The sequence below is a fragment of the Desulfosporosinus burensis genome (genome assembly GCF_054657535.1).
Genome location: NZ_BAAHYN010000002.1, coordinates 416544 through 439995, shown reverse-complemented (window position 1 = coordinate 439995; position 23452 = coordinate 416544). Strand labels below are relative to the sequence as shown.

The 23452-nt window shown below is 43.6% G+C and carries 21 protein-coding genes and 1 pseudogene; 18 read left to right on the top strand and 4 right to left on the bottom strand.

Annotation, left to right across the window (positions count from 1 at the left end; all coding sequences use genetic code 11):
- Nucleotides 1–143: 143 nt before the first annotated feature.
- Nucleotides 144–425 (bottom strand): annotated as a pseudogene (locus ACYQ3Q_RS05190) ((Fe-S)-binding protein); the annotation flags it as partial.
- A 337-nt stretch (nt 426–762) separates the two neighbouring features.
- Here ACYQ3Q_RS05190 and ACYQ3Q_RS05185 point away from each other — a divergent pair.
- From ACYQ3Q_RS05185 to ACYQ3Q_RS05150, 8 genes are all read left to right on the top strand, one after another.
- Nucleotides 763–1134 (top strand): DUF134 domain-containing protein, encoded by a 372-nt coding sequence (locus ACYQ3Q_RS05185; RefSeq protein ID WP_459927559.1) that lies wholly within the window; start codon nt 763–765, stop codon nt 1132–1134.
- Nucleotides 1135–1405: 271 nt separating this feature from the next.
- A complete protein-coding gene (locus ACYQ3Q_RS05180; RefSeq protein ID WP_459927558.1) occupies nt 1406–2110 on the top strand; it encodes a DUF1638 domain-containing protein in 705 nt (234 codons plus the stop codon).
- Nucleotides 2103–3389: an FAD-dependent oxidoreductase gene (locus tag ACYQ3Q_RS05175; protein ID WP_459927557.1), complete on the top strand. Its 1287-nt coding sequence runs from the start codon at nt 2103–2105 to the stop codon at nt 3387–3389. The genes ACYQ3Q_RS05180 and ACYQ3Q_RS05175 overlap by 8 nt, the downstream gene beginning before the upstream one ends.
- 66 nt (nt 3390–3455) lie before the next feature.
- Nucleotides 3456–3608: a hypothetical protein gene (locus tag ACYQ3Q_RS05170; RefSeq protein ID WP_459927556.1), complete on the top strand. Its 153-nt coding sequence runs from the start codon at nt 3456–3458 to the stop codon at nt 3606–3608.
- An 11-nt stretch (nt 3609–3619) separates the two neighbouring features.
- Nucleotides 3620–4240: a methyltransferase domain-containing protein gene (locus ACYQ3Q_RS05165; RefSeq protein ID WP_459927555.1), complete on the top strand. Its 621-nt coding sequence runs from the start codon at nt 3620–3622 to the stop codon at nt 4238–4240.
- Nucleotides 4241–4704: 464 nt separating this feature from the next.
- Nucleotides 4705–5250: a hypothetical protein gene (locus tag ACYQ3Q_RS05160; protein WP_459927554.1), complete on the top strand. Its 546-nt coding sequence runs from the start codon at nt 4705–4707 to the stop codon at nt 5248–5250.
- Complete coding sequence (locus tag ACYQ3Q_RS05155; RefSeq protein ID WP_459927584.1) at nt 5136–5420, top strand: SPASM domain-containing protein; 285 nt, start codon at nt 5136–5138, stop codon at nt 5418–5420. Before ACYQ3Q_RS05160 ends, ACYQ3Q_RS05155 begins: the two co-directional genes overlap by 115 nt.
- Nucleotides 5421–5518: 98 nt before the next feature.
- Complete coding sequence (locus ACYQ3Q_RS05150; RefSeq protein ID WP_459927553.1) at nt 5519–5923, top strand: DUF302 domain-containing protein; 405 nt, start codon at nt 5519–5521, stop codon at nt 5921–5923.
- A gap of 373 nt (nt 5924–6296) precedes the next feature.
- Here ACYQ3Q_RS05150 and ACYQ3Q_RS05145 read toward each other — a convergent pair whose 3' ends face one another.
- Nucleotides 6297–7289, bottom strand: a complete 993-nt coding sequence (locus ACYQ3Q_RS05145) for an NADH:flavin oxidoreductase (RefSeq protein ID WP_459927552.1) — start codon at nt 7287–7289, stop codon at nt 6297–6299.
- Nucleotides 7290–7550: 261 nt separating this feature from the next.
- Between ACYQ3Q_RS05145 and ACYQ3Q_RS05140 the strand changes: the two genes are divergently transcribed.
- The 4 genes from ACYQ3Q_RS05140 to nifJ all read left to right on the top strand — a co-directional run bounded on the left by ACYQ3Q_RS05140 (nt 7551) and on the right by nifJ (nt 16016).
- Nucleotides 7551–8102 carry a TetR/AcrR family transcriptional regulator gene (locus ACYQ3Q_RS05140; protein ID WP_459927551.1) on the top strand — a complete coding sequence of 184 codons (552 nt, stop codon included), beginning with the start codon at nt 7551–7553 and terminating at the stop codon, nt 8100–8102.
- 17 nt (nt 8103–8119) lie between these two features.
- Nucleotides 8120–9205: an efflux RND transporter periplasmic adaptor subunit gene (locus ACYQ3Q_RS05135; RefSeq protein WP_459927550.1), complete on the top strand. Its 1086-nt coding sequence runs from the start codon at nt 8120–8122 to the stop codon at nt 9203–9205.
- Complete coding sequence (locus ACYQ3Q_RS05130; protein WP_459927549.1) at nt 9205–12270, top strand: efflux RND transporter permease subunit; 3066 nt, start codon at nt 9205–9207, stop codon at nt 12268–12270. Before ACYQ3Q_RS05135 ends, ACYQ3Q_RS05130 begins: the two co-directional genes overlap by 1 nt.
- Nucleotides 12271–12488: 218 nt before the next feature.
- Nucleotides 12489–16016 (top strand): pyruvate:ferredoxin (flavodoxin) oxidoreductase, encoded by a 3528-nt coding sequence (nifJ, locus tag ACYQ3Q_RS05125; protein ID WP_459927548.1) that lies wholly within the window; start codon nt 12489–12491, stop codon nt 16014–16016.
- Nucleotides 16017–16160: 144 nt separating this feature from the next.
- Here the strand turns inward: nifJ and ACYQ3Q_RS05120 are convergent, their stop codons facing one another.
- Complete coding sequence (locus tag ACYQ3Q_RS05120) at nt 16161–16334, bottom strand: CDIF630_02480 family spore surface protein (RefSeq protein ID WP_459927547.1); 174 nt, start codon at nt 16332–16334, stop codon at nt 16161–16163.
- A gap of 242 nt (nt 16335–16576) precedes the next feature.
- Complete coding sequence (locus tag ACYQ3Q_RS05115; RefSeq protein ID WP_459927546.1) at nt 16577–17578, bottom strand: rhodanese-like domain-containing protein; 1002 nt, start codon at nt 17576–17578, stop codon at nt 16577–16579.
- A gap of 374 nt (nt 17579–17952) precedes the next feature.
- Between ACYQ3Q_RS05115 and ACYQ3Q_RS05110 the strand changes: the two genes are divergently transcribed.
- From ACYQ3Q_RS05110 to ACYQ3Q_RS05085, 6 genes are all read left to right on the top strand, one after another.
- The gene (locus ACYQ3Q_RS05110) at nt 17953–18573 is read left to right on the top strand and encodes a rhodanese-like domain-containing protein (RefSeq protein ID WP_459927545.1); all 621 of its coding nucleotides are present in this window, start codon (nt 17953–17955) and stop codon (nt 18571–18573) included.
- Nucleotides 18574–18631: 58 nt separating this feature from the next.
- Nucleotides 18632–20878, top strand: coding sequence for a thiosulfate reductase PhsA (gene phsA, locus ACYQ3Q_RS05105; protein WP_459927544.1), 2247 nt, complete (start codon nt 18632–18634; stop codon nt 20876–20878).
- Nucleotides 20878–21459, top strand: a complete 582-nt coding sequence (locus ACYQ3Q_RS05100) for a TorD/DmsD family molecular chaperone (protein ID WP_459927543.1) — start codon at nt 20878–20880, stop codon at nt 21457–21459. The genes phsA and ACYQ3Q_RS05100 overlap by 1 nt, the downstream gene beginning before the upstream one ends.
- Nucleotides 21452–22015 carry a 4Fe-4S dicluster domain-containing protein gene (locus tag ACYQ3Q_RS05095; RefSeq protein ID WP_459927542.1) on the top strand — a complete coding sequence of 188 codons (564 nt, stop codon included), beginning with the start codon at nt 21452–21454 and terminating at the stop codon, nt 22013–22015. Before ACYQ3Q_RS05100 ends, ACYQ3Q_RS05095 begins: the two co-directional genes overlap by 8 nt.
- Nucleotide 22016: 1 nt before the next feature.
- Entirely contained in the window at nt 22017–22934 is a 918-nt protein-coding gene (nrfD, locus tag ACYQ3Q_RS05090; RefSeq protein ID WP_459927541.1) for an NrfD/PsrC family molybdoenzyme membrane anchor subunit, read from the top strand.
- 80 nt (nt 22935–23014) lie between these two features.
- A complete protein-coding gene (locus tag ACYQ3Q_RS05085) occupies nt 23015–23377 on the top strand; it encodes a QcrA and Rieske domain-containing protein (RefSeq protein WP_459927583.1) in 363 nt (120 codons plus the stop codon).
- Nucleotides 23378–23452 lie beyond the last annotated feature (75 nt).

Genomic DNA, 23452 nt, shown 5'->3' with positions numbered 1-23452 from the left:
CGCATCTATGACAGTCCTTCCGCAAAAGAGGGAAGAATACTATAAGGTTAGTTCAGGGGAATCCTTGTCTAACAGCAGATACACGCCTTAAATGTGCAGCTACTTGGGACCGATTGCAACGCCACCTACAATAATTACTCTCATGAAAATGTGTCACACTTTGCGCAGTATTCAAAGGACAATAAGAAGGGCTGGAGCAAACCATTGTTGGCATCAGAAAAACTTTTTTCTAAGCCATTCAGGAACTTCCGTACAAATTCATCTTCTTCCACTTTAGTTTTTGGGCGAGTTAATGTATCGATACCAACGTAGCCATCTAAAGAAGTACAGAATTTTTCTTTCCAGGCAGGCTTAGGATCCGTTAGTGGGGGTTCCATATCCGGTCTATCATAGGGCTGAAATAAAGGCATTAGATCATCAGGTTGGAGTTATGCTTTGGGTGTGTCGGTTGCCTCATTATGAAGAAAATAGGATCGTTATTGACATATGCCCCATTAAATTTAATTATACTATGTATTGAACATATGTCAATAATTAATTTACATAATATTACTGTCAGATAACTGTTCAAATCTGTTTCGGCCAGTAATCCCTCAAAGATAATTTAGTGACAAGCCAATTGGTCCTAGAGAGGGTATAATATAATCATAAATGATAGCGCAGATATAGTTATTGACATATGTTCAAAATGGAGTATACTGAATAATTAAGAGCATATGTCAATAACCGAGGAGATTTGCCGCTAATTGAGGTGAAAGAATTATGCCAAGACCACGAAAATGGAGAAAAGTGTGTTGCTTGCCAGAAAGCAACCGATTTGGGCCACTTAACGCTCTAATTAATCAAGAGCACTTTGTTATTATGACCATTGATGAGTATGAGACGATACGGCTTATTGATTTAGAAGGATTTACGCAGGAAGAGTCTGCCGACCAAATGAAAATTGCGCGCACAACCGTTCAACGTATTTACAATGATGCAAGAAAAAAACTTGCGGAATCCTTAGTCCATGGAAAAGTTCTTAGGATAGAGGGTGGAGATTACAAGCTTTGTGACGGCCTTGAAAAATCATGCGGTTGTGGAGGTTGTCCTAGACATAGATGCGGTGGAAGTTCTATGGAAGATGATGAATAAGGATGATCAATTGAACAAATACTTCGATTAAAATTGTCACAGATGTAACCGATAGGCTTTAACACCTTCTATGTAATTTAGTGGAGGGTGTTTATTTTTATTTTCCTTGTCGATAACAAATCTTTAAACTAAGAAGCCTTGCTGGCAAGTTCATTTCTGCCAATTATTAGCTCCTAGGGGTTTGACTATACCCCTATGGGGTATTATAATAGAGAAGATTAATGTAGCATCTAATCTCTAATCAGTTAAGAATCGAAAAGGGGGAATTAAATTGGCAAGAAGCATTTCATTCGGTGATTATGCCATTGTGGCCTGCGGAACCATGATTCCTGAATTAAATTATCTAAAAGAGATCGGTTTTCTAGATGTGCAGGCGATATATACTGCCCCAGGACTTCACCAGGTTCCTGCTGAATTAGAGAATCAACTGCAAAAGCAATTGGAAATAGCTAAAAAAAGCGCTAAAAAAATAATTGTGGTCTTTGGTGGTAAGTATTGTTACATTAACATGCGCGATCCGTACCGAACCATCGATACAGTGATTGAGGAAGTACGAGAAGAAGGTTACTATATTGCTCGAACCGATGTTGAAAACTGCCTAGACATGTTGGCAAGTGGAAGCGAAAGAGAGAGTTTGGCTGAAGGACAAAAGGTTTGGTTTTGTACCCCTGGGTGGCTGAAATACCGTGATATGGTATTCAAAGGCTGGGATAAAGCTAATGCGAACGAAAATTTCCCCCAGTATACCGGCGGAGGAATTATGCTTGATCCGATAGGGTTCTTTGAGGATTATGCTATGGAACATGTCGAGGAGATCCTAGACTTTTCCGACTGGGCCTCTATACCCTTGGAAGCTCGCACAATAGGATTGGAACGCTTGAAAGAAGTCCTAGTCAGTGCGATGAACGAAGAGGATAGACTTCAAAGTTATGGGGAAGTATTTAAAGTAAATAAAAGGAGAGAGATTAATGAGTGACAATATTCTTTATTTATCAGCAGATGAGTTTAACCTTGAATTACAACATTTTAAGGGGTTAATAGCCCTAGACTTTTTCTCCGAGGATTGTCCTCCTTGTAAGCAGCTGGCGCCAATCTATGAGCGAATGGCTGAAAAATTCCCCGCCGTTAGATTTGTAAAAATGTTACGTCAAGCGAATCGTCCGTTGGCTGAAAAATACGCTGTCAAAGGAAGTCCGACTGTCTTGTTCTTCCGCAATGGAGAAGAAGTTGGACAGCGTCTAAGTGGGTATATCTCCATAACTCAAGCACGTTTAGCGTTTGAGGATTTGCTAGGAATTAAACCTGAAAAGATTGTCAAACAAAAGGTAAGCGCCGATGTCTTGATTTTGGGGGGAGGCCCGGCTGGCTTAACGGCGGCTACCTATGTATCTCGAGCCAAATTAAAGGTGGTCGTGGTAGAGGAAGGTCTTGCGGGGGGGCAAGCGGCGACTACCTATCACATCGCTAATTATCCTGGGACGCCAGGGGTTCTCGGTGGGAAAGAATTGATGAGCAATATGATTAACCAAGCCAAGGGTTTTGGAACTGAAATCCATGATCTCAAAGAAGTCGTAAGTCTAGACCTCAAACAAAACATGAAACAAATTATTACGGAAGACACTGAATACGAGGCTCCTGTGGTTATTTTGGCAACAGGTGCAGAATCCCGACGCCTCCCTGCTGAAAGAGAAGCAGATTTCCGCGGGAATGGTATTCATTACTGTGCCACTTGTGATGGCGCTATGTACCAGGATGCCGACGAAGTTATCGTCGTGGGTGGTGGAAACTCGGCGGTTGAAGAAGCCGTATACCTGACAAAATTTGCAAAGCACGTTACGATCATTCATCAGTTTGATCATTTCCAAGCGTCTAAAACAGCTCAAGAAGAAGCATTAGGGAATCAGAAAATAAATGTGATCTGGGATTCTGAAGTTCGATCCATCGTTGGGGAGAAGCATTTGACCGGAGTGGTTATAGAAAACGTCAAAACTCATACTCAAAGTACGGTGGAGGCTAATGGTGTCTTTGTTTATATCGGCATGCAACCCCGCACAGCAAGTTTTGCGGAACAAATCAAGCTCAATCAATGGGGATATGTCGAAGCAGACGATGAAATGCGGACTAACCTGTCCGGTGTCTTTGTAGCAGGGGACGTTCGGAGTAAAACGGTGCGGCAAGTAGCCACAGCTGTGGGTGATGGAGCGATCGCTGCGGTTAATGCGGAGCGGTACCTTGCGGGCCGCAAAGCAAGCTAAGCATAATTATAAGTTGTCTTTGGGAACACTAGTCAAAGGTCTAATTATGCTATAGGAGGGTTTAAAATGGGGAACATTAACCTAACACCAGAGGAAGTTCAGGTGATTCTAAGTTCAATCAATAATTGCCTCAAGACGTGCAAGGAAGGTGGAACCGGCAGTGGGTGCTCCGATTGTACTAAACTCCAAGGGGTCAAGGATAAGCTTATGGCATTGTAAGGATGAGATGAGTGACGGTACTGGAAATTATCAAGAGATATACGGAAGCTGACGAAAATTCCAATTTGAGTTGTGGCGGAAATATCGCGTTTTTAGATTTGCAGCCGGGTGAAAAAGTGCTGGATTTGGGATGCGGTCAGGGCGGGGAAACTTTACATGCTGCAACATTAGTTGGCGGAGACGGATTTGCTTGGGGGTTAGACATTACCCCGAAAATGATTGAAAGGGCTCGAGAACGGACGAACCAAAGCTTGCTCAAGAATATCGATTTTTTGCTTGCGTCAATGGAGGAAATTCCACTCGAGGATGCAAGTTTGGATGCTGTGCTCAGCAACTGTGCCATTAATCATGTCCAAGATAAGTTGGCTGTTTACCGTGAAATTCAGCGTCTCCTGAAATCTGGCGGTCGTTTTGTCGTTTCGGACATTATGACGGATATCCCTCTCCCCCTTGAAATTAAGCAAGATCCAGAAGCAGTTGCTGCCTGTTTCGGAGGGGCCATCACAGTTAAAGAATATGAAGAAGTGTTACTATCTGCAGGATTTAGCAGAATCGAGATATACAAAGAACGACGCTACGTCAAAAATAGGTACGAAATGATCAGTCGTACTTTTCTAGGAAAAAAACGTTAGAATCTAATACTAGGAACTGGGGGTGAAATCATTGCGTCCAATCAGTAAAATATCTTCCACTTGCTGCACTAGCTTAGCCTTAACGGTAGCACAATGCTGCTCAAAATCATCCCAAATCGTAGCAGGCTGCCACGACTGATTTTATTGGGAGGTGGAATAATCTGTCGCCTTTAAAAAATGATCAACGTTTAGAAAAGAGTGGAGACATGTATTTTAGCCGTTATAACCTGATTTTGCCGATGAAGGATAACCCAGAATTCCCTTATGCTATCATGAACTCATTGTCAGGTGGGTTTGATCTGGTAAAAGCTTAGGAGTATGACAAACTTCAAAGTTTACAACGAGGGGACAATTTAGAGGACGAAGAGTTTCTGCAGTATTTAAGCGAGCGCGGTTATCTCTATCCCAATGAGCGAGCCGAGAAGAATCGTTTAGATGTACGTTGGCCTGAATTCAAAGAGGCTTTGGAGGAGACGGCTCCGCAAGTCCTTCTTGTTCCGACCTACTCTTGTAATCTAGCCTGCCCTTATTGCTACCAGAATGGGATCAAACTACGGGTAGTTCTGGATAAATCTAACTTTGAAGAGCTGGTAACCTTAGCTGAGGATTTAGAGAGTAGAGGCTGGCTGGATCTCCCACCGCAACGTTTTAAAACACAAGTTGGACGTAATTACGAGCTATTTGAGTGTTCGGCCACACCTGGGCATTTGCTGGGACACGCCGAGCACTGGGCCACGTTTGCCAAGTTGGCGGAAAAATATCCTTTGTTAAAGAAGTTTCATAAACCTGAATTTAAGGGCATCAATCACCTTGTTCAGACGGGCGAACTAACCTACCCTCTTACGACACTTGCCCAGCTTGTAAAACTGAATGGGTCTTTGATCTCTACGGCGATATTTATGGCTGTACGGCAACTACTGGGCAAGAAAAATTTAAACTTGGGACTTATTTCCCAGTGTTTCAACTCAAAGCCGAGGAAGTTAAAGAATGGCAGGAACGCAGTGTTCTGACGATTCCCGAATGCCAAGACTGTGAGGTGGGTCTAATTTGTGGGGGAGGGTGTGGTGCTGTAGCTAAGGATCGGCTAGGCAAAGTTCGGGCTCCGGATTGCCACCCGATAAAAGAGTTGTTAACGATTGGGATAAACTACTATGGTGACGATATACTGAAGATAGTCTAAATAATTAGGTCTGCCTAAACTTCCAATTTTATAGTGGAAGTGGCAACTAACAACTACTTGAAACAATCCATTACAGTTAGTCTTAGGATATTTTTTTCATGAAAGGTGTATGGTGTATTATGGAACCTATTTATTCAGTATCTACGACTAAAACTTTTGAGGAAGCTGTAAAATCAGTTGAAGAACAAACTCAGGCAAATGGATTTCGAGTATTGCATATACACGATGTCCAGGAAACTCTTGCAGAGAAAAACTTTAAAATTCAACCTTTAAAGATATTAGAAGTATGTAATGCCAAGTTTGCTGCGAATGCTTTAGACATAGATTTGGTGGTCAGCCTCTTAATGCCTTGTAGGATTAACGTTTATTCTGCAGAGGGAAAAATAGTCATAAGCACGATCCGACCGACTGGCTTAGCTAGTATTTTTAACAAACAGGAACTAAAAACCTTTGCTGAAGAAGTAGAAAAGGTTCTTTTTGCAATCATTGACCAAAGTAAATAGGAGCTGAGGAGGTTGCTGTGACAGACATACACTGTATGGGCAGACATTGGTTGTGGCACAAAGGTTTTAATTGGTCACAGAATTTTATCGGGATTAAATATGCAAAAATAAAGAGACCCGGACTTTGCGCGAAAATTGCATTAAGAGACCTAATATTTTAACGTTATAAAGTCTCTTTGGTTTGGAAAAGATTGTTTATTAAAGAAATGAATAGTGTCATTGGTGGAGAAAACAGGGGGACAGGTGCATTGTTTCTTAATGAAACAGTGCACCTGTCCCCCTGTTTCTTGTTAGGAGATTTAAGGAATTGAGTAATGCAAAAAAGCCTTGGGGGGACTAGGGAATAAGGAGTATGGACTGGGGACTAGGACTTTTACCGTAAGCTATTGATAGCCTGCTCTGCCCACTTGGAATTATTAAGGATCGCTCTTCCTACCCCTATAAGATCTGCTTTCCCTTCTTCAAGCAATTGTTCAGCAGCTTGGACTTCGGTTATTCCACCAGTGAGAATCACTGGAATGGAGACCACTTTTTTGATGGCTTCGCTGAGCGGTGCGAAAAAACCTTGTCCGCTAAGGCCAGGGATCATATATCCTGAGAAACCGCCGGAAATGTCCAGAATGTTTACACCAGCCTTTTCAAATTCTTGGGCAGCAAGTTGACTATCCTCGATAATAATTCCCCCTTCTCTAAAATCTGAGGCACCTAAGCGTAGAAGAATGGGGAAGTCGTCACCCACTGCAGCGCGTATCGCTTCAATGACTTGTAGGTGAAGGCGAATACGGTTATGGACATTTCCACCGTATTCATCGGTACGTTTGTTAGTTAGCGGAGAGAAAAATTGATTGAGAAGGTAACCATGGGCGGAATGGATTTCCACGCCATCAAAACCAGCCTGCTTAGTACGTCGAGCTGCATCTCCAAAGGCCCTGATGATATTGGTAATTTCCTCACGGGTAAGCTCATTGGGCATACTTCCTCTACGTGGGTGCGCAACAGCTGAAGGTGCCACTGGAGTAGTTCCGGTAATTTCTTGAGTTGTATTGCTTCCAGCATGGTTGATTTGCATTATGGCCTTTGAGTTATTACGTTGAATGACCTCCGCCAATTTCTTTAGATCTTCAACCATGGTGTCGTCAGAAACGGAAAGCTGTAGGTCACTTGCTTTGCCATCTAATGAGATATAACTGTGTTCAATTATAATAAGCGAAAGGTAGCCGCCAGCGGATTTTTCGGCATAGTAGTCTAGAATTGACGGGTTTACTTTCCCATCAGGATCTGCTTTCGCGGTAGCCATCGGTGGCATTACCAAACGGTTAGTGAGGGTTAAAGAGCCGGCCTGCAGTGGTTTCAGTAGATAGGACATAAGTTAAAACCTCCTTTTAATAATAGATAGCTATAGGTTATAACTATTGAAATGCTTTAGCAAGTAAGGTTAGTATGTCACAGTTCTCGCCTATGGATTTTAAGACTTTAATAGGCTGAAGAAGAAAAACTAGGCACGACCCCTTGATTCCATAAACAATCAGAAGTAAACTAGAGATACTGGCAAAGTTTCCCCCGAGACTTTAACCGTTGCCAATCCTAAAAGTATATTCATCATATCAAGGAAATTAGGAGGTTAATCATGCGTGAGCGAATTATCCAGACCGCTACTGAGTCCATTAAAAAATACGGCTTACGAGGCTTTACGTTGGATGACATCACCGGCGAACTGAGCATGAGTAAAAAAACCCTCTATAAATACTTCGCCTCCAAAAACGCCCTGATCTCGGAAATTGTGCAAAGGGCTGCTGAAATCGAAAAACAACGGGTGCTGCAAGAAATCGATCGCTGTACGACCTGGCTTGAAAAGCTCAACGCTATCCTTTCCGTTTACTCCTATCCAGCCATTCCCTTCCGCGTCCTCAATGAACTGCAGCGTTATTTTCCCGCCGAACAGGAGACTATTGCAGAAATCCGCCGTTTCCGACAACAGATGGCTATGACCGTCTTAGAGGAGGGCATCGCCAAAGGTGAGATCCGGGATGACCTTGATCCTGCCATTATGATGCTGACGTTTACTAAGACGGTTCTGTCACCCATGGAAGACCAATTTTTAAATGCTAATGACATCACTATTAACCAACTTCTAGAACAAATGAAAAAGCTTTTGTTTTACGGCATCCTAAATCGTTGAGGAGGAATTTCTAAACTATGTTAAAAACCAAACAGCTGACTGCTGTCTTCATAACCTTTTTTCTGCTTCATGTCTTTTTAATCGGCTGCAGTTCTCAACCGACAGACACCACCTCGGTGGAGATTACTCGACCGGTAACGGTTTCAGCGCTGACCGAACAGTCCCAGTCGGTTAGGTTGGAGTACTTAGGCGTCATCGGCTCTGGTGAATTAAAGAAGTACAGTTTTAAAGTCCCAGGGAAATTAGCACAACTGAATGTAAGCAAAGGAGAGGCTATCCATCAGGGGGAGCTGCTCGCCAGCCTGGATCAAACTGATCATTCCCTAGCCCTGCGCAATTCTCAACTTAACCTCTCTCAGGCTGAGAAAGTGTATCTGGATGCCCAATCCCAATATACCAATTATCAGGAACTCTTAAAGGCCGGAGCCATGGCCCAACTTGATCTGGATAAAGCCAAGCTGGATAGGGATGTTAAAGAGTCCAATTACCAGAAGGCTCAAGTCGATGTTGAAGCCAAACAAAATGTTCTCAACGATACCAAGCTTTATGCAGATATGGAGGGCTATGTGACCGATATCCTCTATAAGGAAGGGGAAAATCTAGCCGCTGGCTATCCTGTCATCGTCGTCCGCAGCCAGAAGCAAGTGATCAATGTCGGTCTCAACCAGACCGATGCCGCGAAGATTAAGCTAGGGACGCGAGTTGAAGTCAAAGTCGGTAGCTTTAGCGGAGCGGGAGAAGTAACCCGCATCGATCAAGTGCCGGATACCGAGACTCGTACCTATAACACAGAGATTAAATTAACCGAAGAAATCCCGGCCCAGGCCTATTTTATTGGTGCCACAGCCGATGTTTCACTAGCTAACGGTACAGAGAAAGGCATCTGGATCCCTATTTCTGCTGTAATGAATGACGGCGAGGATTACGTTTTTATTGTCCAAGCTGACCGGGCTGTGAAAAAGAATATTAGCTTAAAAAACAGTCAGGGCTTTAATGTGCGAGTTGAAGGGCTTAATTCGGGAGATAACCTGGTCACCTCCGGCATGAAGGAACTGAGTGAGGGCATGAAAGTAACGATCCCTCAGACGGCAGGAGGGCAATGATGGAAAAGGGTCTGATTTATCAAGTTATTCATAATCGCCGCTTTACCCTTTTTTTCACGTTAGTGACCTTGTTGCTCGGGCTTTACAGTTATTATGTCATACCCAAACAGGAAAGCCCCAATGTAAACGCCCCTTTTGCGATTATTAAGACAGTCTATCCGGGAGCCGAACCCGCCGATGTAGAAAAACTCGTCACCAAAGTCATCGAAGATAAAACCATCGAAGTTCCAGGTTACAAAACTTCCTCCTCCTATTCCCGCAACAGCGTTTCCATCGTCGTGTTAGAACTACAAAATGATGCCGATGTCGATAAAGCCTGGATCGATCTGCGCCGCTATATGGACGAGCTCCAAAGCAGTCTGCCTTCAGAATGCCAAAAGATCGAGGTTGATACCGATTTAGCGGGTACTCCCGGCATGATTCTCAGCTTTTCAGGCGATCAGTATTCTTATGAACAGCTTTCCGACTTCGCCGATCAGTATAAAAATGAGTTGAGCAAAGTTAACGGCCTAGCCCGCTTTGAAGTGGATGGGGTACAAAAAAAAGAAGCCCAGGTAGAAGTCAATACTGCCCGATTGAATCAATTTGCCCTATCCTTGGATGACATTGTCAATGCTTTAAAAATTCAAAATGTCAATATTCCCTCAGGTTCGCTGAGTAATGGAACGACCAAGATCAATGTCAGTATCCCGGGCAGTTTTAACTCCCTTCAGGACATCGAAAATTCGGTCGTATCAGTCTCTAAAACTACCGGAGCTATCGTCCATTTAAACGATATTGCCACGGTGTCTTGGCAGTTGGCAAATTCCACGACCCGGATCAGAGAAAACGGCCGCAACGCTATTTTGCTAAGTGCCTATTTTTCTGACAATAAGAATATCGTTCTCATAGGCCAAGACTTGCAGACCAAACTTAATCAGCTCAAGCAGCAAATGCCGCCTGGCTTAACCGTCGATGAGGTCATCTACCAACCAGCCAATGTTAATGAAAGTGTGACTAACTTCTTTAGAAACCTGCTCGAAGGAATAGCCCTGGTCCTAGTGGTCGTTTTCCTTGGTATGGGACTGAAGAATGCCATTGTCGCTTCTGCAGCCGTACCCATCTCCATCCTGATCGCTTTCTGTGCCATGTACATCCTCCAGATCAGAGTGCATGAGATCTCCATCGCTGCCTTGATCATTGCTTTAGGGATGTTGATTGATGATGCTATCGTGATCATTGATTCGATCCAGGTTCTGATCGACGAAGGAATGGAGAAAATGTCCGCCTGTGTAATCGGTACAAAGCGGGCTGTCCTACCAGTATTCACGGCGACATTAACCACTGCGGCTGCTTTTACCCCCATGCTCTTCGTACCCGGTCCGGCCGGAGAGTTCCTTCGTGCCTTGCCTCAGGTCGTGATCTTGGCTGTCGCTGCCTCGTTTATAGTGGCTATCTTTGTTACCCCGGCCCTAGCATATATCTTTTTTGATCAACTCAAACCGGGAAAAATTCATCAGCGATCCCCTGTCAAAAACTTCTACCAAGGCTTCCTGGCGATTGGTATGAAGTATAAGAAAATGACACTTCTCTTAGCCCTCTCCTTGCTGGCCCTTACTGTGCTCTTAGCCTTTAGGTTGCCGGTGATGTTTTTCCCCAAAGCGGACGTCAATATGTTTTATATTGATATCCATGCTGAAACCTCAGCTGACCTCGATAATACTGACCGAGTGGCTCAGCAGGTGGAAAAGCTCGTCTCTGCCCAGCAAGAAGTCTTGGATTATACCACCTCTCTAGGGGAAGGACTTCCCAAATTCTATTTAACAGTAGCCAAATCCTCTCCGTCACAAGATTTTGCTCAAGTTCTGCTGAAAGTGGACTTGTCCAAGGGCGACCGCTTTAAATCCAACCAGGAAATGGCGGTCTTTATGCAAGAATTGTTGGACAAGAGCTTGATCGGGGGAACAGCCCGAGCAGAATTGCTGGAAAAGGCCTTCCCAGGAACCCCCATAGGTATTCAGGTCAACAGTAATGATCAGCAGGCCCTAACCAAGGCTGTCAACTATATCCATGATCAACTGGCCGCGATCCCGGGCACTTTGAATGTGAATGACGACCTGGACAGTGCCGAATACCAATTTACCGTTAATGTCGACCATGACAAAGCTTCCCAATTGGGTATCACCAACTATGATATTGAGCGCCAGATCAATATCGCTTTAAAAGGTGCCGAAGCGACTGTTTTCCACAAAGCTGGCAATGAATACCCTATCTTAGTCACCAGTGATATTCACTCTAAAGAGGCCTTGGAAAACCTAGCCATCAAATCCTCTCTCTCCGGCCAGAAAGCCCTACTCAAACAGTTAGCCACCCTTAACCTGGAAGCCTCTATTCCTACGATCCGCAAATACGATCGGGAGCTGGCTATTACCGTCTCCTCTCAAGTTAAACCCGGTCACAGTGCCATTACGATTGAAAATAACCTTAAACAAATCCTCGCCCAAAACCCAGACGAGTTAAAAGGGGTTAGCCTCACTTACAAAGGGGAAGCGAAAGATATTAGTGATAATTTTGGCGATCTGGGCACAGCTGCTCTATTTGCCCTCTTTGCCATCTATCTCATTCTCATGCTCCAGTTTCGCTCCTTCTTGCAGCCTTTTGTCATATTTATCACGATACCACTCTCACTTTTCGGGGTGATTATCGGCCTGTTAGCTTTCGGCCAGCCCCTTTCCTTTACAGCGATGGTCGGGGTCGTCAGCCTAATGGGAGTGGTGATTAAAAATGCCATTCTTTTAATTGAATATATCAACAGAGCTCGTCAAGAGGGCATGACAGTCACGGATGCCTGCTTCGATGCTGTCAGCAAACGCTATCGGCCCATTTTCCTAAGTTCCATGACAACGGTCATCGGTCTGGTTCCCTTAGCTCTCTCCGGCAGTGACCTGTTCGAACCCTTGTCAGTAGCAATTATGTGCGGATTAACAGTCTCAACGTTACTAACCCTTGTGATCATTCCGGTAATCTATAGCCTTTGGTTTAAGGAGGGAAAACTTGCCACTGAAGTTAATAGTCTGACAATATAGCAACCTTAAACAGGTGATGGTGTGTATGGAACTTTTGCGATGGCAAATAAAATCCACGTTTATAAAACTCCTAGATTAAAAAAGTCTAGGAGTTTTTAATTTTTTAAACATTTTTATGAAAAATAGGTGTTTTTTACTTCAAAACTATGTATGAGAGTCCTCCAGTAACAAATACTAATTTAAACTTTAGATTAAAGGTTTTTTAGGAGGTTCTTAATGTGGCTAAGAAGATGAAAACAATGGATGGAAATCAGGCCGCAGCTGAAGCATCTTATGCTCTGACTGAGGTTGCAACCATCTTCCCAATTACGCCCTCTTCTCCGATGGCTGAGGGCGTTGACGAATGGGCAGCACATGGCAAAAAGAATTTATTTGACCAACCGGTTAGAGTTGTTGAGATGCAATCCGAGTCCGGCGCTTCGGCCGCCTTACACGGCTCCCTCCAAGCTGGAGCCCTAACCACAACCTATACGGCTTCCCAAGGTTTACTTCTGATGATTCCTGAAATGTATAAATTGGTTGGAAATCTAGTGCCAGCAGTATTCCATGTCACTGCCAGGGCTTTAGCAACCCATGCATTATCAATTTTTGGCGATCATCAAGATATTAATGCTGCTCGTCAAACCGGTTTTACAATGATTTGCTCGAACGATGTTCAAGAAGCGATGGACTTAGGTTTTGTTGCTCATCTTGCAGCGATTAGGTCCCGGGTTCCAGTATTGCATTTTTTTGATGGGTTCAGAACCTCCCATGAAGTTCAAAAAATTGAGACGACAAGTTATGACGAAATTGCTAAACTTGTCGACTTTGACAAGATTCAGGAATTTAGAGACCGGTCTTTAAATCCAAACCGTCCTGTCCTCAGAGGGACTGCCCAAAATCCAGACATCTATTTCCAAGGACGTGAGGTTTCCAACCCCTTCTTCGAAGCCGTTCCTGACATCGTCGAAGATTATTTCAAAGAAATCAAGAAATTAACGGGTCGCGAGTACCATCCCTTCCAGTATTATGGTGACCCCGAGGCCGAAAACATCCTCATAGCTATGGGTTCCGTCTGTAACACCATCGAGGAAACGATCGACTTTATGGCCCAAAGAGGAGAAAAAGTCGGGCTCATTAAAGTCCACCTCTATCGCCCATTTGCCAAAAAATACTTCTTTGACGTCCTGCCAAAATCCGTTCAGAAAATCGCCGTCCTAGACCGAACCAAGGAACCTGGTTCTACCGGTGAGCCTCTGTACCTAGATGTTTTACAAATCTTTAACCATGAAACTTCAAAACCAATGATCGTTGGGGGACGCTATGGTCTAGGCTCAAGAGACACTACTCCCCCGCAGATTCTTGCTGCTTACCAGAACTTGAAGAAGGCTCAGCCTAAGGATCACTTTACGATAGGTATTATCGATGATGTGAGCCACACTTCCTTACCAATAGAAGAGACAGTTGACACTTCGCCAGAAGGAACAATCCGCTGTAAGTTCTGGGGACTTGGCTCTGATGGTACGGTTGGAGCAAATAAAAGCGCCATAAAAATTATTGGAGATAATACTGACCTTAATGTTCAGGGTTACTTTGAATATGATAGTAAAAAATCTGGTGGAACGACAATCTCACACCTGCGCTTTGGCGAGCAACCTATCAAATCGTCTTATCTGGTGTTTGATGCGGATTATATTGCTTGCCATAATAAGTCATTTATCTATCACTATGATATCCTAAGGGGGCTGAAAAAAGGAGGAACCTTTGTTCTCAACTGTCCATGGCGAGCAGATGAATTAGAAGATCATTTGCCAGCCTTTCTCAAACGTTATGTTGCTAAAAATAAGATCAATTTCTATATCATCGATGCTATTTCCATTGCCAGAGAAATTGGGCTCGGCGGACGCATCAACATGGTCATGCAGTCTGCTTTCTTTAAATTAGCAAAGGTAATCCCTCTCGAGGATGCCATTCAATATCTAAAAGACTCTATCCAGAAAGTCTATGGCAAGAAGGGGTCCAATATTGTTGAGATGAACCATAAGGCTGTCGATCGTGGTATTGATGCCTTACATAAAGTGGAGGTTCCTGCTGCTTGGGCTGAGGTTCCTGATGAGGATATGCCCATTAAGGGTGAGCCAGACTTTATTAAAAATATTCAACGACCTATGGCCCGTCATGAAGGAGAAGACCTGCCCACCAGTGCTTTTGTAGGTGTTGAAGATGGAACTTTCCCACTAAGCACAACGCAGTATGAAAAACGAGGAATTGCAGTTTATATACCCGAATGGCAAATCGATAAATGTATTCAATGTAATCAGTGTGCTTATGTCTGTCCCCATGCCACCATTCGGCCCTTCCTCTTGGAGGATAGCGAGCTTGAAAAAGCCCCGGATACCTTCAAAACAAAAAAACCGATCGGCAAAGGGCTTGAAGGTTACCACTATCGCATTCAGGTCACACCGCTTGATTGTACAGGTTGTGGAAACTGTGCCGATGTTTGTCCCGCACCAGGTAAAGCAATTATCATGAAACCCGCCGACCATGAGATTGAAATGGAATCAGAAAACTGGGAATATGCCATTAAAAACGTTACCGAAAAACGCCATCTCATGGATGTTAAGACCTTAAAAGGAAGTCAATTTGCCCAGCCGCTGCTTGAATTCAATGGTGCTTGTCCTGGCTGTGGTGAGACACCCTATGCAAGGCTTATTACCCAGTTGTATGGTGACCGTATGGTAATTGCCAATGCTACAGGATGTTCCTCCATCTGGGGCGGTAGTGCTCCCTCTATTCCGTATACGGTTAATGCAGAAGGGAAAGGACCGGCCTGGATGAGTCCGCTTTTTGAGGATAATGCTGAGTTCGGCTATGGCATATATCTTGGTGCCAAGCAAATTCGAGCTAAAATAGTCCAGCTGATGCAACAAGGCATGGAAAGTTCTCTGAGCGAAAACCTTAAAGGGACTTTCCGGGAATGGCTGGAAAACCTGGAAGATGGAGAAGGATCTAAGAGAGCAGCGGCGCGCGTACTGGAAGCGCTGAACAACGAAGATGTCTCTGGCAATCCGCTGCTTCTCGAAATCAAGGAGAAGAAGGATTATCTCATCAAACCCTCTGTTTGGATTTTTGGTGGAGATGGTTTTGCTTATGATATTGGTTATAATGGAATAGACCATGTCATCGCGAGTGGGGATGATGTGAATATCCTTGTGATGGACACTGAGGTTTACTCTAATACGGGGGGACAGGCCTCCAAGGCAACCCAGACGGCAGCCATCGCAAAGTTTGCCGCAGCAGGGAAGAAAGTCCGTAAAAAAGATCTCGGACTGATGGCTTCGACCTATGGCTATGTCTATGTTGCTCAAATTGCTATGGGAGCTAATATGAATCAAACGATTAAAGCGATTGCTGAAGCAGAAAGCTATCCTGGGCCGTCGATTATCATTGCTTATGCTACTTGTGTGAACCACGGGATAAAATCCGGCATGGGCACAAGTATCATGCAACAGAAAAAGGCTGTAGAATCAGGGTACTGGCATCTCTGGAGACATGACCCTCGTCTTAAAGAGCAAGGTAAGAATCCGTTTGTTCTCGACTCCAAAGAACCGACTGCTTCTTTCCAAGATTTCATAAAAGGGGAAATCCGTTATTCTTCGCTCATGAACGTATTCCCAGATGTCGCTCAAGAAATGTTCGATGCAGCAGAGGGGCACGCTCGAGAAAAATATCAGACCTTAAAGCGTTACGCAGAAATGCAATACTGATAAACTGTGTAAGGGTGTCAAACTAAGAATGACTAAAGGCATGTCAATTATCTACAATTGACATGCCTTAATTCGTACAGTTAAAACAGGAATGACTCCCGGACCATTGTGGTTCGGGAGTCATTCCTGTTTAGTTTTGCTTTTTTAGGACAAGGAGTTTGTATCCACCCATTCCTTGGCATTATGCACTGATTCTTCACTGGGGATAGGAACATTTGATTGGGGTTTAACACTTTCGATGTGCCCTCGCCAAGCAGCCGTGTCATGTCTTTCGATGGGGTTTGCTATGAACTTTTCTTTGGATTTATTTTCAGTCATTACAAGACCTCCTTTAAGATTCAGTCTTATTATTCCCAGTTTTTTGTTCTATAATTGGTTTAAAGGGCTATCAAGAAATTTTCATGAAAAATCAAATGATGAAGATGTATAAAAAACATCAAAATCTGCTCATTGTGGAGTGAGTTTCAGAGTTAGAGAGTATGCAGTGATTAATAAAACGAGAGAAGAGACGGCTTAGCCATCTCTTCTCTCGTTTTATTAAAGGTTGTTCTATTAAGAAGTTATTGGACAACTTCGTAAGATTTGTCAGAACTCCACCCTTTGCTAAAGCCAGCCATCCCGAATCCGTAATTCAGACTCTTGGTGGGGATGCCAGAGATATTAAGCAAGGAGTCTACCTGTCCAGCCGTTTGTCCGGTATAACAATAGACAACGACAGTCTTGCCTTGGCTTTTTTCCTTGATCGAATCGAGGTTTTTCGCGACATCAGGACCGTAGGGAACGTTAACTGCGCCTTTTACGTGGCCTTTGGCAAAATCTTCTGCTTTGCGAACATCAACAATGTAGTATTTGTCAGCCTCTTTAGCTAGAGCCTCTTTCATAACCGGGAGATCAATCTTATAGGAATCTTTCGGCATTTCATAAAAATACTTCTGAACTGCCTCATCAATTGCTTTGCTCTTACCAGCAACAGCAGGAATGGTCGGCATTGCAGTCACTTCTGTTACAGTGGGATACTTCTGTCCTAACCAGCCTCTGGTCTCAAAGCCTGGCATACTACTGCCACCCATACCAGAGTTTAAGGAGAGGGTCTTGATTCCGGCAACGTTGAGAAGTGAATCTGTTTGACCAGCGGTCTGTCCGGTATAGCAAGCAACGATTAAGGTTTTGTCTTTGGCGATTGCACGAATGCTCTCGAAGTTTTTGGCGATATCTGGGCCATAAGGTACGTTAATGGATCCCTTGATATGCCCTTGAGCATAAGCATCTGCTTTACGTACATCCAATATTACGTATTTATCTGGGTTTTTGTCGAGCTCATCCTTTAAATCTTTCTCAGCTATCTTATAAGAATTTTTCACAGTGGAGCCAATATCGTTGAAATAAGTTTCAACAGCTCCTTTAATTGCTTTTGCGGGGTCTTCCGCAGGAGTAGATACGGCTGCTACTGGTGGAGCTGCCGGAGGAGTAGTAGCGGGCTGCGCTGCTTGACCACAACCAGTAGCAAGAAGGCCAGAAATCAGGAGGAGGGACAAGATGGGAGTTAATTTTCTTTTTAACATATTAATCATCCTTTCAAGTTGAACTATATTCTAAGTTTCTTAGAATATGTTATTTAGCTTAAATATTCTACGAACATGTGAAAAAAACCTTTATCACAATTAATTTAAGCTTATAAATCTTTATTATATGTCTATAACCTTAAACAATAGGATAATATTTCTTATAAATTTTAAAGGATTGCTTTATTTAAAATTAATTATAGCCTATAATTTTTTGTTATATGCTTATAATATTAAAGAATAAGAGTAATAAGCAATAATGGCAGGAGAAATATATCACTTGAAGAATAAAACTTATAGAGCTTTTTAACGATGATTGAAGAAATCATCTTAATCAGACTTGTGAATTTTTTATTAAGAGGAGGGCGAGAAATTTGAAAGTTAAGTCGATGTCAATGAGATCCATGGGTTTGACCGTTGTCTATCTATTGTTATTAGGTTTTGGCATGACTTTTTTAGTCGGCTGCAATAGCCCATCAACGGTGGGCAACGTTGACAAGGGGCAAGCTTCGTCGCAGGCAAACGTTAATCAGAATGCCACTCAACCGGTCCAAGGCGTCCCCGCCGACATGATACCGTCTACAGCCAACGTATCGGTCGATGTTTTGGAAGCAGCTCTAGAGGCTAATAAAGAGTGGCAGTTAATTGACGTACGGGAAGCCAGAGAATATGCCACTGGGCATATCAAGATGGCGCTTAATAGACCTTTGGGTGATCTAGAGAAGAATCTTGCCCAGATTAGTAAGGACAAAGAGATTGTCTTAATCGACCTTAACGGTAGCCGCGCGCAGTCAGCATGGCATCTTCTGGTCAAGAAAGGCTATGACCAAACCAAAGTTAAAGTCTTAACTGGGGGCATGTTGCAGTGGAGAGGAATCGTCAGCTCAGCGGGTAGCAGCAGTGCTGATACTGATGATAGTAGTGACTCCAATAATGGTGGTGGTAATGCTGCAGAAGCGAAGCCTGAGGTTCAGGAAATGGTGGGCGGCTGTTAAACTATTTAGGTTTAGAAATTATCAAGGTTATGATGTTGTGATGAGTGGAGGGAAAACTATGAAACGAAGAAATTTCTTAAAGGGTGCACTTTATGGAACCGGCGCTACCATGGCGCTCGTGGGTGGGTTCGGTACCTTCAATAGACTGGACTCGCTCAAAGCTGAGGCTACAAATAAGGAACTTGAAACATCTGTTTTTTCTTCCTGTGAAATGTGTCGAAACCAGTGCCCAATTGCCGTTAAAGTCAAAAACGGGAAAGTCTTTAAAATTGATGGTCATCCGAATGATGCGGCATTCGGGGGCTCAATCTGTGCTAGAGGAAATGCTGGTCCGTCCCTGCTTTATGACCCCCAACGGATTAAGAAACCGATGATTCGTACTGGTGAACGAGGGGATGGCAAATTCAAAGAAGTAAGTTGGGATGAAGCATACACCTATATAGCGGATAAATTATATAACGTCAAGGATCAATACGGCGGGGAAGCGATCGCCTTGGCTAGTCGTAAAGGCCCTCATGATTGGTTTTTCCGGTCGATTGGTAAAGCTTTGGGTTCGCCTAATGTGTTTTCACATGAGGCAACTTGTCCAATGACTCGTTCCGTAGCCTTAGACACAACCTTTGGGAATGAAGCGATTCAAGCCGATTATGCCAATGCCAAGTATCTTATCTCCATTGGTCGAAACTGGTTTGAGGGAATTCACGTTGCTCAGACTAGAGCTGTTTCTAAAGCGCTAAGCAATGGGGCTAAATTGGTAGTGCTCGATCCCCGTTTTAGTGTTACTGCCTCCAAAGGAGAATGGCTTCCGATCAAAGGCACCGCTGATTTAGCTTTTGTAATGGCCATGGCCAATATCATGATTCAAGAAAATCTCTATGATCAAAACTTTATCTCCCAGTACACAGAGGGCTTTGAGAAATGGGCCGAAGAGGTTAAGGATAAAACTCCGGAATGGGCAGAGAAAGAGACTGGAATTTCCAAAGATAAAATCATTCAGATAACTAGAGAGTTTGCTGCTGCAAAACCTCGAGCGATCTTAGACTTTGGCTGGCGAACGGCTTATACACCCAATGATTATCAACTGCGTCGTGCAATTCTGATCGTTAATATGATGATCGGAAACTTAGAAGTTCCTGGGGGATATTATAGAACCAAACCGGCCAGTTTCTTGAAGGATTTTCCTGATCAAACTGCTTACGCCAAAGGGTTAGGGAATGTAAAACAACCGAGTTTTCCCAAGGCTTCCAAAGGGCGAATTGATGGCACAGGGGTCAAAGGCACACCAGGTCAAATTATTCCCGCTTATGATGGGGCTGTGGGTAAAATCGTAGAGAGTATCTTAACTGAGGAGCCATACCCTATCCGTGCCTGGCTTGTCCATCGATTTAATCCCTATATATCGATCACTGAAAGTCCGAGGGTTTTAGAGGCCTTCAAAAAGCTAGACCTTTTGGTAACCTGTGATGTTTATATGACTGACACGGCCTATTTTTCAGATGTGGTATTACCGGAATGCACCTATTTAGAACGCTATGAACCGATTTTTGATATGTCGGGATTAACGCCCAAATATGTGATCAGACAACCTGCAGTACCTCTTGTTTATCCGGATACAAAACCATACTGGCAGATTTATAAAGAGCTTGGTGAAAAGATGGGCATTGGGGATTATTACGAATTTAAGAATATGGAAGACTTTATGACCCAGCAACTCGCTCCTACGGGTTTAAGCTTAGACAAAATGAAGGAAATCGGAGTTTGGACTCCTCCAGGGATGAACCCCTTCTATGTCCGAGCTAACGATGCTAAAGCATCCTTGGATAAGGTTTTGACGAATCATAGTAAAAAGATTGAAATCTTCTCTGCAGATGTGGAAGAAGCGACAAAACAAGGTGTTCCGAACTATGTCAGTCATCCTCAACCAGAAGAAGGAAAGTTCCGGTTCGTTCAGGGTAAAGTAGCGGTACACACCAACGCAGGAACGGCGAATGTCCCGATCTTGAACGAGTTAATGCCCACTAATTCATTGTGGATGAATCCAGTGAGCTGTACAAAACTCGGCTTGAAAGATGGAGATAAGATTGTAATTTCCTCTGATATTTATGAGCATAAGGGAATCTTGAAAATGACCGAAGGAATACGGCCGGATACCGTTTTCTGTTATCACGGTTTTGGACGAATCTCACCCGAACTCAAGAGAGCTTTTGGTAAGGGTATCAATGGTAATCACATAATCCTTAATGAAATTGGGGAAGTTGGCAACACCGTTACCTCGACCACGTTTGTAACGGTTCGGAAAGCCTAATGGATAATAGCGTGATTGCAGAACTTTATTTGTCCTTTGCAGCTGTTTTTCACCGACCTAATCTAGAGGTCTCCGATCATTTAGAAGAGTTGGTGGATCTCTGGTCTGAAATAATTCCGGAAATAGATGAACCGCTCCAGAAATTAAAAGCCTTTTGTCAGCAATTTCCACCGGGGGAACAGAGGCTCAATGCTTTATGGGAACACTACATTCCACTTTTCGAAACTGGGGCAGTTGAAGCCTCCCCTTATGCCTCTGTTTATGGCGAGGAAGAAGGTTTAGTGCTAGGTAAAGAGGCGTTTAATGTTCAACAATTCTATGCAAATTGTGGGTATGTTATGGGAGAAAAAAGTGGAGAACTTCCTGACCATTTAGCGGTTGAATTAGAGTTCTGTGCGTTGCTAGCTAGCAATGGGCAGGCTGAATTATTATTAGAGTTTCTAAAAAAGCATTTAACTCCTTTTTTAGAAAGTATTTTACCAAGAATTAAGAATTCTCATCGCCCGGTTTACGCTGAGGTGGCCACAATTCTTGATGTCAAACAGTTTAATTCACAGAAAGAGGGTGATTTTGTTGGCTAAAAAGTATACCATGATCATTAACCTTGCGAAGTGTATCGGCTGTCAGGCTTGTACAGTCGCTTGTAAGTTCCAAAATAATGTACCCGATGGAAAGTTCAGAACCAAGACTCCCGCAGATGGGCTAAAGGGGACCTATCCAAATGTATCGCTGTTTTTTATTAAAGAGGCCTGTCAAATGTGTCAAAAGGCACCCTGTGTTAGTGTTTGTCCGACAAATGCTTCTTATTACAATGAAGATGGAGTGGTCTTAGTCGATGAGGACAAGTGTGTTGGTTGCCTGTATTGTATGACGGCCTGCCCCTATGATGCTCGTTTTTTGAACAAGAAAACGGGTGCGGTAGACAAATGCACCTTCTGTTACGAATCAAAGGTTTCTAAAGGTGAAAAACCAGCTTGTGTTTCAACCTGTGTCGGGAGTGCTTTAATCTTTGGCGACCTTAATGATCCACTTAGTCAAGCCTCTCAGTTCTTGGCAAAGCACAAAGGAGAAGTTCGCAAACCTGAGTTAGGTACTCAGCCGGGTGTTTATTACATTTATGAAGGGGTGGTGAAGTAAGGTGGATGTTATATGGGGTGTTAGTGTCAATGAAGTCGCTTGGGGCGGATTGATTGCTGTTTATTTATTCCTGGCCGGGATTGCCGGCGGAGCATTTTTAACTGCTGCTTTGACGGACCTTTTCAGCAAAAAGCAGTTTCTAAAGGTAATTCGGTCCGGGGCCTATATTGCTGTAGTCAGTATTATCGTCGGTTTGGGGTTATTAATTGTTGACTTAGGTCGTCCATTAAGTTTTTGGAAACTTCTTCTGAATGTGAATATGGGCTCGGTCATGTCAATCGGCGTCTTTATCGTTTCGGGCTTCACAGCCTTGTCAGTTGTTTATGGGTATCTTGTCTGGTCGAGTGCTGCAGCACAAAAACAGTTAAAGGTTACGTCTGCTAACTCAGAAGTAACCGTTACTTCTGTTGGCCAGGGCCTTCAATCGTTTCGTAAACCTGTTGCCGTCTTGGGAGTGTTATTTTCTATTGGGACCGCGACTTACACTGGTTTCTTATTATCCGCGGTAACCACCAATAACTTCTGGTACACACCTTTTCTTGGTATTGAGGCGGTTCCATTCTTGCCGATACTATTTTTAGTGTCTGCTGCTTCGACTGGTTTAGCGGCAACCTTGATTGGAGCGTTTAACTGCGGGGATCTAACAGCCTATAAAAAAGTTGATATGATTCTAATTATGCTTGAGATAATTTTAATCTCCATTCTTTATCTATCGGTTGACCCTATTTTCTTTAGTGGAAGTATGGCTGCCCTGTTCTGGTTAGGCGTTGTTGGTGTAGGATTATTAGTTCCCTTGCTTTTATCATTCTATGGTATCACAAAGCACAAAAATGTGATTTTACCAGTTTGCGGGATGGTAGTCATTGGGGGATTGAGTTTGCGCTATTTCGTTGTGTATACTGGACAGCTGTTTAGATAAAGGGGTGGACCTTTTTGACAATTGATCGGTCACTCTATAGCAGGCGCCAGGTCTTAAGTCTAGGGAGGAAAACTTTGTTAGTGCTTGGATTAGGTTGTCTATACCCTGTCAGTCGCTATTTAAGAGCTAAAGAAAACCCGCTAGCCGAGGCCGGAATTGCTAGTAGTGAGATGCCCTTAAATATTAATTGGCAACGACTTGGCCAAACCCGCTTTTGGCTGCGGCAAGAAAACGATGAACTGGAAGCGATGTGGGCCAGTTGTACTCATTTGGGGTGTGAGGTGAGCTACGACCTGGAACAGAATCAGTGGCTTTGTCCCTGTCACGGTAGCCGCTTCAACAGGGATGGCCAACCTTTATCAGGTCCGGCGGTGAGTCCCTTGGTGCGGGCGGAAGTGAAGGAGGAAGACGGTTTTTATCGTTTGCACCAACCAGTGGTATAGAAGGAGAGATGACTGTAGTAGTTTCTTGACTGCCAATGCAGCTGGTCTTAAATCGGTAGACAAAATGAGACAGCA